This window comes from Duganella sp. sic0402 (assembly GCF_019219065.1).
GTDB lineage: Bacteria > Pseudomonadota > Gammaproteobacteria > Burkholderiales > Burkholderiaceae_D > Rugamonas.
In genome coordinates, this window is record NZ_JAHUWK010000001.1 from 746,038 (window position 1) to 758,572 (window position 12,535).

Annotated in this window: 9 protein-coding genes; all 9 read left to right on the forward strand. The window is 61.1% G+C overall.

Annotated features, from left to right (window positions below):
- Positions 1-8: 8 nt before the first annotated feature.
- The 9 genes from wecB to KW842_RS03190 are packed head-to-tail and all read left to right on the forward strand — an operon-like array spanning position 9 to position 12,530.
- On the forward strand, positions 9-1,151 hold the full coding sequence (gene wecB / locus KW842_RS03150; RefSeq protein ID WP_218302616.1) for a non-hydrolyzing UDP-N-acetylglucosamine 2-epimerase: 1,143 nt from the start codon (positions 9-11) through the stop codon (positions 1,149-1,151).
- Positions 1,151-1,981, forward strand: a complete 831-nt coding sequence (locus KW842_RS03155) for an XrtA system polysaccharide deacetylase (protein ID WP_218302617.1) — start codon at positions 1,151-1,153, stop codon at positions 1,979-1,981. The genes wecB and KW842_RS03155 overlap by 1 nt, the downstream gene beginning before the upstream one ends.
- Positions 1,978-3,012 carry a FemAB family XrtA/PEP-CTERM system-associated protein gene (locus tag KW842_RS03160; protein WP_307729782.1) on the forward strand — a complete coding sequence of 345 codons (1,035 nt, stop codon included), beginning with the start codon at positions 1,978-1,980 and terminating at the stop codon, positions 3,010-3,012. The genes KW842_RS03155 and KW842_RS03160 overlap by 4 nt, the downstream gene beginning before the upstream one ends.
- Before the next feature lie 5 nt (positions 3,013-3,017).
- Positions 3,018-4,259, forward strand: a complete 1,242-nt coding sequence (locus KW842_RS03165) for a TIGR03087 family PEP-CTERM/XrtA system glycosyltransferase (RefSeq protein ID WP_218302618.1) — start codon at positions 3,018-3,020, stop codon at positions 4,257-4,259.
- Positions 4,256-5,818: an exosortase A gene (xrtA, locus tag KW842_RS03170; RefSeq protein ID WP_218302619.1), complete on the forward strand. Its 1,563-nt coding sequence runs from the start codon at positions 4,256-4,258 to the stop codon at positions 5,816-5,818. Before KW842_RS03165 ends, xrtA begins: the two co-directional genes overlap by 4 nt.
- Positions 5,805-6,968: a TIGR03088 family PEP-CTERM/XrtA system glycosyltransferase gene (locus KW842_RS03175; RefSeq protein ID WP_218302620.1), complete on the forward strand. Its 1,164-nt coding sequence runs from the start codon at positions 5,805-5,807 to the stop codon at positions 6,966-6,968. The genes xrtA and KW842_RS03175 overlap by 14 nt, the downstream gene beginning before the upstream one ends.
- A 2-nt stretch (positions 6,969-6,970) precedes the next feature.
- Positions 6,971-8,896 (forward strand): XrtA/PEP-CTERM system amidotransferase, encoded by a 1,926-nt coding sequence (locus KW842_RS03180; RefSeq protein WP_218302621.1) that lies wholly within the window; start codon positions 6,971-6,973, stop codon positions 8,894-8,896.
- A complete protein-coding gene (locus tag KW842_RS03185; protein WP_218303084.1) occupies positions 8,896-10,107 on the forward strand; it encodes a TIGR04063 family PEP-CTERM/XrtA system glycosyltransferase in 1,212 nt (403 codons plus the stop codon). The genes KW842_RS03180 and KW842_RS03185 overlap by 1 nt, the downstream gene beginning before the upstream one ends.
- On the forward strand, positions 10,104-12,530 hold the full coding sequence (locus KW842_RS03190) for a glycosyltransferase (RefSeq protein WP_218302622.1): 2,427 nt from the start codon (positions 10,104-10,106) through the stop codon (positions 12,528-12,530). The genes KW842_RS03185 and KW842_RS03190 overlap by 4 nt, the downstream gene beginning before the upstream one ends.
- Positions 12,531-12,535 lie beyond the last annotated feature (5 nt).

The following is a 12,535-nucleotide window of genomic DNA, read 5'->3' on the forward strand; positions in this document are numbered from 1 at the left end:
GCCGATATATGTCGCGTCCTTATCGTATCGTTTGCGTCGTCGCCGCCCGTCCCAATCTGATGAAGATGGCGCCGCTGCTACATGCCTTCCAGCCACCGGAGAGCCAGGTCGAAACCATTCTGGTCCACACTGGCCAGCATTACGACGCTGATATGGATGCGCAATTCTTCGGGGCGCTGAATTTGCCTGCCCCGGATTTTCGTCTGGAGGTTGGTTCGGGCAGCCACGCCGTGCAAACAGCCGAAGTGATGCGCCGTTTCGAGCCGATACTGGATCAGCTCACCCCCACGGCGGTACTGGTCGTGGGCGATGTCAACTCGACGCTGGCGTGCGCCCTGGCTGCGGCCAAGAAAAATATCCCGGTGCTGCATGTGGAAGCTGGCTTGCGCAGCTTCGATCGCAGCATGCCGGAAGAAATCAACCGTGTGTTGACCGACCAGATATCGGACTTGCTGTTCACCAGCGAAGCCAGCGGCACCAGTAATCTACTGCGTGAAGGCATTCCGCCGCAGCGCATCCATTTTGTCGGCAATGTGATGATAGACACGCTGCTGCAACAGCTGCCGCAAGCACCAACCGCAGCCAGCGTGCTGCGCCGGATGCATCTGGCTGGATTTATCGGCGAAGGCGAAGCGTATGCGCTGTTGACCTTGCATCGTCCCGCCAATGTCGATGACCCTCTGCGCTTGCGGGCATTGATGACTGCCATGGTCAAGCTTAGCGGGGATTTGCCTGTGCTGTTCCCGCTGCATCCCCGCACCCGCAACATGCTCAAGCACTACGACCTGGGCGGATTGCTCGACACGCCCCGGCTGGCGTGTCTGGCGCCGCTCTCCTACCTCGATATGCTGGGGCTGATGAAACACGCCTGCATGGTCTTGACCGACTCCGGCGGCGTGCAGGAAGAGACCACGGTGCTGCGCGTGCCCTGCCTGACACTGCGTGACAATACCGAACGTCCAGCCACCGTCAACGAAGGCAGCAACGCCATTGCCGGCCACGATCCATCGGTAATCCTGGCGCTGTGCCGCGACATCTTGCGCTACGGCGGGAAATCAGGCCGCATCCCGCAATACTGGGATGGCCATGCGGCCGAGCGCGTCGCGGCCGCCACCAGCACGTGGCTGCAAGCTCGCCGGGAGCGACGCTGATGAACGCGCTGACCATCGATGTGGAAGATTATTTCCAGGTCTCCGCCTTTGCCAAGCACATCAGCCGAACGGACTGGCCGCAGTTACCGTGTCGCGTCGAACGCAACGTAGACCTGATTTTAGAGCTGCTATCCGAGCGCGGCACACATGCCACTTTTTTCACACTGGGCTGGATCGCCGAGCGCTACCCATTGCTGATACGGCGTATCTTGCAGCAAGGCCATGAGCTAGCCAGCCATGGATATGCGCATCTGCGGGTCGGCGAACAAACTGCGGATGAATTTCGGCACGACATCACGGTCAGCAAACACATTCTGGAACAAGTTGGCGGCTGCGCGGTACTCGGCTATCGCGCACCAAGTTTCTCTATCAACCACGCCAACCTGTGGGCGCTGGGGGCGCTACAACAGGCCGGCTATCGCTACAGTTCCAGCATTTACCCTATCCGCCACGATCATTACGGCATGCCTGATGCGCCGCGTTTCGCCTGGCGTCCGCTCGGTGATAGCGGCGTGTTGGAGTTACCGGTCAGTACATTGCGGATTTGCGGCCATAACTTGCCGGCCGGTGGAGGAGGCTACTTCCGACTGTTACCTTACGCCGCCTCAAGCTGGGCTTTGCGCCGCATCAATTCGCATGACCAGCAAGCTGGCATATTTTACTTTCACCCTTGGGAACTTGATCCTGACCAGCCAGTGTTGCCAGGTATCAGTATGAAGACCCGGTTTCGTCACTACCTCAACCTGCATCGTACGCAAGCGCGCATCAAGCGATTGCTGGGTGACTTCCACTGGGGCCGGATGGACCATATTTTCTTGGAAAGCGCATGATGGACTACGCCGTCAGGCTCATGGGATCGGAAGACCGCGGACGTTGGGACGATTTCGTGCAGCGCTGCCCTGCTGCGACCTTTTTCCATCGCGCAGGATGGCAGCAAGTCATCGAAGAAGCATTTTCGCATCCAACCTGGTTCATGTTTGCGCAATCAGCCCACGGTGAAATCCGCGCCGTGCTGCCGCTGGCGCAAATCAAAAGCCGGCTATTTGGCAATACGCTGTGCTCGTTGCCATTTTGCGTGTATGGGGGGATTGCAGCAGCCGATGCGGATGCCGCCCGCGCAGTCGACGAGGCGGCCCAAAAGCTTGCCGCCAGCCTGCAAGTCGATCATCTGGAATATCGCCACATGCAAGCGCACCACGCCGGCTGGCTGCACAAGAATACCTACGCTACATTCCGCAGACCGCTCCACGCGGACGCCGAAAAAAACCTGCTGGCCATTCCGCGCAAGCAGCGCGCCATGGTCAGAAAAGGCATCGCCGCAGGCTTGAGCAGCACGCGAGATGCCGGTACGGATCGCTTTTTCGACTGCTACGCACGCAGTGTACATCGCTTGGGCACGCCGGTCTTCAGCCGACGCTATTTTCAGTTGCTCCAACGGGTTTTCGCGGATGACTGCGAAGTCCTGTGCATAGAGAAAAAGCAGCAAGCCATCTGCGCAGTGCTCAGCTTCCGCTTCCGCGATGAGATCCTGCCGTATTACGGAGGCGGCGGCGAGCAGGCGCGCAAGCTTGCCGGCAACGACTTTATGTACTGGGAGGTGATGCGCCGCGCCTGCGATGATGGCTGCACCTTGTTCGACTTTGGCCGCAGCAAGTACGGCAGCGGATCGTTTGCCTTCAAGAAGAACTGGGGATTCGAGCCGCAGGCCTTGCAATATGACTATCAGCTATATCGAGGCAGGCAATTGAAGGATCTTCAGCCGCTTAATCCGCGCTTCAAGATGCTGATAAGGGGCTGGCGGCTGTTGCCCCTGCCGTTGGCGAATCTGATCGGTCCACATATCGTTCGGCATTTGGGATAGCAAACATGCGCGACCTGCTCTTCCTATGCCATCGGCTGCCATATCCACCCAACAAGGGTGAAAAAATACGCGCCTATCATGCGTTGCAATACCTGCGCCAGCATTTCCGTGTGCATGTGGGTACGTTTATCGATCACGACGACGATGCCGCCTACGCCCGCAAAGTGGCGGCCGGTTGCGCCAGCAGTTGCTTCGTGCGCATGCCGCCGCACTGGGCACGCTTGTCCGGTTTATCCGCGCTGCTGCGGGACGAGGCGCTGAGTCTCCCCTATTTTCGCCATGCTGCCCTGCAGCGCTGGGTCGGCAAAACGCTGGAAGAACATCACATAAGCGCCTGTCTCGCCTACTCCGGACCGATGGCCCAGTATCTTCCAGCCGCCACATCGCATGGCAAGCTATGGCGCGTGTTGGACCTGGTCGACGTCGATTCCGAAAAATGGCACGGCTACGCCGACAACAAGCCTTGGCCTGTCTCCGCGCTATATCGCCGCGAAGGCCGTTTGTTGCTGGAATTTGAGCGCAAATCTGCCGCCGAATTTGACCAGGTGCTGCTGGTTTCCCAGGCCGAAGCCGACTTATTCCGGCGACGCGCGCCTGAATCCTCCCACAAAGTAAATCACTACAGCAATGGCGTGGACAGCGATTACTTTGCGCCGTCAGCGACGCATTCATCGCCATTCGGCGCGGCGCCCGCCATCGTCTTTACTGGCGCCATGGATTACCAACCCAATATAGATGCAGTCAGCTGGTTCGCGGAGCGCGTGATGCCGCAATTGCGCTCCCAGCATGCGGAGCTGGAATTTCATATCGTCGGTTCCCGGCCTACGGCACAGGTACGTGAGCTGCAGCGCCTGCCCGGTGTGCAAGTCAGCGGCACGGTGCCCGATGTGCGGCCTTATCTTCAGCATGCGGCGCTGGTGGTCGCACCGCTGCGGCTGGCAAGAGGGTTGCAAAATAAAGTGCTGGAGGCCATGGCTATGCGGAAAACCGTGGTGGCCACACCGCAGGCGCTGGAGGGAATCAGCGCGATCCATGGCGCGGAGGTGCTGCGCGCCAACGGCGGCGCGGACTTCATCAGCATTATCTGTCAACAGTTACATGCGCCGGATGACGCCATCGGCGATGCGGCGCGCCGGCGCATCCTTAGCGATTATCGTTGGAGCGACAACTTGCAACGCCTGGGCCACGCGCTAGGTATGCAGGCGATGCAGCCTGATCAAGTCGCCGAGATGGAGCGCGCGCCATGAAAGCCGCCCATGCAGCCTTGCTGTCGGCGGTCGCGACGCATCCGGTACGCTCGCCAGGCATGCGATGGCAGCACGGCTGCCTGGTCGTCACATTGCTCATCTTGCTGGCCGTTTACCTACCAACCGCCAGCACCATCGTCAGTGTCTGGTGGCGCTCGCCGACATTCAATCACGGCTTCCTGATACTACCGGTTGCTGGATGGCTGATCTGGCGGCAACGGCTACGCCTGGCTGGCATTGCGCGTCAGCCATGGCGGGCCGGTTTGATGCTGGTGGCAGCCTTGGGCGCAGCCTGGATGCTTGCTGCCGTCGCGAATGTGCAAGTACTACAGCAGTATTGCCTGGTGCTGATGTGTATCGTCACCGTTGTCACTTTGTACGGCACGAATCTGGCAAGCGCCATTGCGTTTCCGCTCGCATATACCTTGCTCGCCGTGCCATTTGGCGAAATATTCATGCCGCCTTTGATCGATTTTACGGCCCACTTTACCGTCACGCTGTTGAAGCTGGCCGGCATTCCGGTCTTCCAGGAAAATAATTATATTGCCCTGACGACTGGAAACTGGTCTGTGGCAGAAGCTTGCAGCGGACTACGCTATCTGGTGGCCTCCCTCGCCCTGGGCATGCTCTACGCCTGCATCAACTATCAAAGCATGGTTAAGCGTTTGATATTTATCGGAATTTCGCTGCTACTGCCAATTCTGGCGAATGGTTTGCGCGCCTGCATGGTGGTTTTGATCGGCCATTGGAGCGATATGAAGCTGGCTGCCGGTGTCGATCATCTGGTTTACGGCTGGTTATTCTTCGGCGCAGTGATGACAGTGCTCTTTTGCTGCGGCGCTTATTGGCGCGACGCAGAACCGCCGTTGATCAGCGCTCCCGGCGCGCGGCCTATGCCGCAGACGCCCCCCAAGCGCTTCATTGCCACTGCTATCGCCATTGTCGGACTGGGCGCAATCTGGCCGCCGCTGGCCGCCTACATCCTGCGTCCACCACTGGACGATATGCCAGAGCAGAAACTGTCGCTCGCGCCTCCCGCAAAACCATGGCGCGCCAGCCGCATGCGAGCTGGCGACTGGCACATGCTTCATCGCGGCGCGCCGCAGCGCATCGCTCAAAATTACAGCGACGGGCAGCGCGTCGTCTCGTTGCAGCTCACCTGGTATCGGCACCAAACCGAAGGCGCGGAGCTGCTGGCGCCGGTACGCCGCACCGTTGTTGCCGGTGCACCGCAGTGGGAGGAAGTCTCTGCCAGCCGACGCAAGCTGATGCTGGCCGGCCGCGAACTGACGGTACGCCAATCCATCCAGCAAGCGGCACACTATAAGCTGCTGGTGTGGCGCTGGTATCGGCAGGGCGAGGTGGAAACTGCCTCTCCACAGATGTTGAAGCTGCTGCTGGCCAAGGCCAAGCTGACGGGCGACAGCGATGCGGGAGCAGAAATCATCATCGCCAGCGCCTACGATGAGCAACCCGTGCGCGCAGAAGCCGCCATGCGCGCGCTGCTGACCACTATGCTACCCGCCATCGACCAGGGACTCGCCCATGTCAACCGCTGACAACGCACCACTGATCGTTCACCTGATTCACCGGCTTGATATCGGTGGACTGGAGAACGGCCTGGTCAACCTGATCAACAACCTGCCGCCCGAGCGCTATCGGCACGCCATCGTCTGTCTGGAAAGCGCTGGCGACTTCCGTCTGCGCATCCGCCGTCCGGACGTAGAGATCATCAGCCTGAACAAGCGCCAAGGCAAGGATTGGCGGCACTACCTGAGTTTGTTTCAGACGCTCAGGCGTCTCCGCCCATATTTGATCCACACGCGCAATCTGCCCGGCATCGAAGCGCAATTGCTCGCGGCGATAGCAGGCGTCCGGCTACGCGTGCATGGCGAACATGGCCGTGACATCGCCGACCTGCAAGGAACGCGACCGCGCTACCGCATGCTGCGTCGCTTGCTGGCGCCACTGATCGGACATTTCATCACCGTCAGCAAAGAGCTGGAAACCTGGCTGGTCAGCGCAATCGGCGTGCGGCCGCAACGCATCAGCCATATCTGCAATGGCGTCGACAGCGTGCGCTTTCGTCCCCACCGCGGCCCGCCCTGCACCATTGGCCCCGCCGGATTCGCCGATGAAAACACGTTCATCATTGGCAGCGTCGGCCGCATGGCGGAGGTCAAAGACCACATGACGCTGGTGCGCGCGTTTCTCATCCTGATCTCCCATGGTGGCCTGGCACCGCAAAGACTGCGGCTGGTCATTGCCGGAGATGGCCCCTGCCGCCAACACTGCCTGGAGATGCTGCATGCAGCTGGCGCGAATAATCTTGCCTGGCTGCCCGGCGCGCGCGACGACATTCCGCAACTGATGCGGTCAATGACGATCTTTGTCCAGCCCTCGCTGACAGAAGGCGCTTCCAACACCGTACTGGAGGCGATGGCGAGCGGCCTGCCCGTGGTCGCCACCAATGTAGGCGGCAATCCCGAACTGGTGCAAAACGACCGGACCGGCATGCTGATCCCGCCAAACGATCCTGCCCAGCTAGCCTATGCCATTGACCAGTACTACCGCGCGCCCAGCCTGGCGGCACAACACGGCGCCCGCGCGCGCCGCCGCGTGCTGAGCGAATTCAGCCTGGCTGCGATGGCCGACGCCTACCAGGCCGTGTACGACCGCCTGATCCAGCAGCCCATGATGAAAGGATAGCCATGTGTGCCATTGCAGGGATTTTTGACCTTTACCATCAGCCGGACATCGATGCCGGCCTGCTGCAAAGCATGACCGATATCCAGCGCCACCGGGGGCCGGACCAGTGCGGCATGCATCGCGAACCGGGCATCGGCTTGGGACACCGGCGTCTCTCCATCATCGACCTGAGCGGCGGCCAGCAGCCCTTGTTTAACGAAGATCACAGCGTGGTGGTGGTCTACAACGGCGAAATCTACAACTTCCCGGCCCTGATCCGTGAATTGCAGCAGTTCGGCCACACCTTCCGCACCCAATGCGACACCGAGGTCATCGTCCACGCATGGGAACAATGGGGCGCGCGTTGTGTCGAGCATTTTCGCGGCATGTTTGCGTTTGCATTGTGGGATCGCCGTCAACGCACTCTGTTCCTGGCGCGCGACCGGTTGGGCATCAAGCCGCTGCATTACGCGGTGCTGGACAACGGCCAGTTGATCTTCGCATCGGAAATGAAAGCGCTGCTGGCGCACCAGCAGCTGCGCCGCGACCTTGATCCGCTGGCCGTCGAGGACTACTTTGCCTACGGCTACATCCCCGAGCCGCGCAGCATTTTCCGCCAGATTCGCAAGCTTGAGCCGGGACATACCTTGCTGGTGCGCCACGGCCGCATGCCGGGTCAGTCGCACCGCTACTGGGATATCCCGTTTGTCGTGCAACCGCTGATCAGCCAGCAACACGCCGCCGATGAACTACTGGCCAGATTACGTGAAGCGGTCCACCTCCGCATGGTGGCGGAGGTACCGCTTGGCGCCTTCCTGTCTGGCGGCGTGGATTCCAGCGCAGTGGTCGCCATGATGGCGCAACAGTCCAGCGCGCCCGTGAATACCTGTTCAATTGCCTTCGACGACGCGCAGTTCGACGAATCTGCTTACGCCAACATGGTCGCAAAGCGTTACGGCACCAGCCATCATAGCCAGCGCGTTGCGCAGCACGACGCCGGACTGATCGATCAGCTGGCAACGCTCTACGACGAACCATTTGCCGACAGCTCGGCCCTGCCGACTTACCGTGTGTGCCAGCTTGCGCGCCAGCGTGTGACCGTGGCGCTCTCCGGCGACGGCGGTGATGAGAATCTGGCCGGTTATCGACGCTACCGCTGGCACCTCCACGAAGAACGCTGGCGCGCACTGCTGCCGCTGGGCTTGCGCCAGCCCGTATTTGGCACGCTGGGACGGCTGTACCCAAAGGCCGACTGGGCGCCGCGTCCATTGCGCGCCAAGAGCACTTTCGAAGCGCTGGCACGGGATTCGGTCGCGGCGTATTTTCACGGCGTCAGCATCATGAAAGACAGCATGCGTGCGCAACTCTTCAGCCCAGCGCTGAAGCGTGACCTGGGCGAGTATCACGCCATCGAAGTGCTGCGCCGTCATGCCGGTAGTTCCCCTGCCGATCATCCCTTGTCGATGGTGCAGTATCTGGACTTGAAAACCTATCTACCCGGCGACATCCTGACCAAAGTGGATCGCGCCAGTATGGCGCATGGGCTGGAAGTCCGTGTGCCGCTGCTTGATCATACCCTGGTGGAATGGCTATCCGGCCTGCCGCCGGCGTTGAAGCTGCGAGGCGGTGTCGGCAAATATCTTTTCAAGCAAGCGCTGGCGCCGTACTTGCCGGATGAACTGCTGCACCGGCAGAAAATGGGCTTTTCGGTTCCGCTCGCGGACTGGTTGCGAGGCCCGCTGCGATCCCGCTTGCATCGCAGCCTGAATAGTTCCGTGCTGGCCGGCTGCGAGATGTTCAACCTCGACTATGTGCAGCAACTATTCCAGCAACACCAAATTGGCAGACGCGACCATAGCGCGCCGCTATGGTCGCTGATGATGTTTGAATCCTTCCTGCGTCAAATGCGCGTAGCGCCGGATCACAGCGCCGCGCGACAGGCGGCATGATGCGCATCCTGCACATATTGGACCACTCTGCGCCGCTGCACAGCGGCTATACCTTCCGGACCCTGGCCATCCTCGGCCAGCAACGCCGGATGGGATGGCAGACCCTGCACCTGACCAGCGCCAAGCAGGGCGCGGCGGCGGCCGAGCAAGATATCGACGGCTGGCACTTCTTTCGCACACCACAGAATCCGCGCTGGTGGGCCCGCTTGCCGGTGTTACGCCAACTGACGATCGTATCAGGGCTGACCCGGCGGCTACGCCAGATTGCCAAGGCTGCGCACCCCAATGTGCTACATGCGCATTCGCCGGTGCTGAATGCCTTGGCCGCGCTACGGGTTGGCCGCGCACTGCGGATTCCCGTCGTTTACGAGATCCGCGCATTTTGGGAAGACGCGGCGGCGCATCACGGCACCAGCCCGCATGGCGGCCTGCGCTATCGTCTTAGCCGCGCACTGGAGACATACGCGCTGCGGCGGGTAGACGCCATCACCACCATCTGCGAAGGCTTACGGGAAGACATCGTCGCACGCGGCATCCCTGAGCAGCGCATCACGGTGATTCCCAATGCCGTGGACAACGAGCGCTTTCATGCCGTCATCTCACCGCCGAATCCGCTACTGGCACGCCGGCTTGCCCTGAATGGCGGCCCGGTGATCGGCTTTATCGGCTCATTTTATGCCTATGAGGGCTTGGCGCTGCTGGTGCAAACCATGCCGCAGATGCTGGCCGCCTGTCCGTCTCTGAAATTGTTGCTGGTTGGCGGCGGCCCACAAGGTCCAGCGCTGCGGGCACAAGTTGAGCAGTTGGGTCTTCAAAATAGCGTCCGTTTCGCCGGCCGGGTCGCCCATGAACAAGTTGGCGAGCTGTACGGCCTGATCGATATCCTGGTCTATCCGCGCCTGCCGATGCGGCTGACGCACCTGGTGACGCCGCTCAAACCACTGGAAGCGATGGCACAAGGCCGCCTGATCATAGCTTCCGATGTTGGCGGCCACCGTGAAATGATCACGCACGGACAAACCGGCATGTTGTTTGAAGCCGGCAACGCCGCCGCCCTGGCGGCTCAAATTGCCCACCTGCTGCGCCATCGCGAACTGTGGCCAGCCCTGCGCAAGCGGGCGCGCGCTTATGTTGAGCGGGAGCGCAACTGGCCTGCCAGCGTGGCCCGCTACCGGGATGTGTATCAACGCCTACTGGCGCCCGCACCATGAAGGGCTTGCGTATCACCCTGATCGGCCCGATGCCGCCACCAGCGGGCGGGATCGCCAACCAGACTATCCAACTCGCAAGGCTGCTCACCGAAGCCGGGGCGGAAGTCGAATTGGTTCAAGTCAATCCGCGCTGGCGTCCCGCTTGGGCGGCCGGACTGCGCGGTGTGCGTGCTTCGCTGCGGCTGATGCCTTATCTGTGGCGGCTGTGGTGTGCGGCCGGCCGCGCGCAGCTGCTGCATGTGATGGCTAATTCCGGTTGGTCATGGCACCTGTACGCCGTGCCTGCCATCTGGATCGGCCGATTGCGCGGCAAAAACGTGGTGGTCAACTACCGCGGTGGCGAAGCAGCGGCGTTTCTGGCCCGTAGCCCGAGGCTGGTATGTTTCAGCCTGCGCCGCGCGCACGCGGTGATCGTGCCGTCCGCCTATCTGGTGGGTGTCTTCGGAGCGCACGGCATCACCGCGCAAATTGTGCCGAACATCGTCAATCTGGCGCGGTTTTCCCCGGCGGAGCGGCGGCACGGCCGCAACCACATTCTCATCGCACGCCATCTTGAGCCTTTGTATGACCATGCGACGGCCTTGCATGCATTTGCCTTGCTGCGCCGGGATCTGCCATCTGCCTGTCTCACTATTTGCGGTGAGGGACCGGAGCTGAGACGGTTACAGATGTTGGCCGAGTCCTTGCAACAGCAGGCAGCGGTGCATTTCATCGGCAAGCTGGAGCATTCTGCCATGGCCCAGCAATATCAGGCGGCCGATCTGCTGCTGAATCCCAGCCTGGCCGATAATATGCCGAATTCCGTGCTGGAAGCTTGGGCAAGCGGTATTCCGATTGTCAGCACCAATGTCGGCGGCATTCCAGACTTGATCCAGGATGGCCACAACGGGCTGCTGGTGTCTCCTGGCGACGCGCGCGCCATGGCCGACGCCATGCGCATGCTGTTAAAGGACGAGGTGATCGCACAGCGTCTGGCCGATGCCGGACTCGCGGCGGCGCAGCACTATAGCTGGCGAAATATCGCACCATTGCTGGCGGCCCAGTATCGGCGCGTTATTCAGCGGCCGCCGCAGTCTGTCTATACCGCCTTGGTTTCTTCGCTGCTCTTCCCGCTGCATGAGTGGCTCAAGCGCCACAACAGCCCAGTGCTGCGCCGGCGTCTGGAAATAAGCCAATGGTGGCCGGCAGCGAGACTGGAGTCGCTGCAACTGCAACGCCTGCGCGAGCTGCTGCTGCATACCTCAGAGCATGTAGCCTATTATCGCCAACTGTATGCCCGTATCGGCTTCGATGCCACCCGCGTGCACGAACTGCGCGATCTGCGTCAGCTGCCCATACTGCGCAAGTCGCATATCAACGACCACCGCGACGATTTTTGCGCAGACGACGCCGGCGCCATGCAGCGCTTTACCACCGGCGGTTCCAGCGGTGAAGCGCTGATTTTCTACCTTGGCAAGCAACGTATCAGCCATGATGTGGCAGCAAAATGGCGCGCCACACGCTGGTGGGGCGTCGACATTGGCGACCGCGAAGCGGTGATGTGGGGGTCGCCGATCGAATTGCATGCCCAGGACCTGTGGCGCGCGCGCCGCGACCGGCTTTTACGGAGTGATCTCCTACCTGCCTTCGATCTGTCGCCAACGCGCCTGGACGCGTATCTGGCGCGCCTTCAGCAACAACGCCCGGCCATGCTGTTTGGATACCCATCGGTGATGTGCCTGCTGGCCCGGCACGCTCAAATGCGTGGCATAGCGCTGGATCGGCTCGGCGTTCGCGTGGTCTTCGTCACCGCCGAGCGCCTGTACGAAGACCAGCGGACATTGCTCACCAAGGCCTTTGCCGCACCGGTAGCTAATGGTTATGGCGGCCGTGACGCCGGTTTCATCGCGCACGAATGCCCCGAGGGCGGCATGCATATCACGGCCGAAGATGTGATCGTGGAGATTCTCGACACGCTCGGTGAACCCGTGCCGGTTGGGGAAAACGGCACCATCGTCGTCACCCACTTGGCCAGCCACGACTTCCCGCTGATTCGCTACGCAACCGGCGATGTGGGCGCGCTCGATCCACGTCCATGCACTTGTGGGCGAGGATTGCCACTATTGAAGCGGGTCGAAGGCCGTGTCACCGATTTCGTTGTGGCCCGCGACGGCACGGTCATGCATGGCCTTGCGCTGATTTATATATTGCGCGACATGCCTCAAGTACGCGCCTTCAAGATTATTCAGGAGAGCCTGGAGTACACCAGGGTGCTGCTGGTCGCGGTAGACGGCGTACCGCCTTCTCTCCGCATGAGCATCGTCAGCCAGTTCCGCGCGCGGCTTGGCGACACCGTGGAGGTTGTGATCGAAGAAGTCAGCGCCATTCCCAGCGAGGCATCCGGAAAACACCGTTATGTGGTGAGCAAAGTCGCCAGCCACTAAAGGAA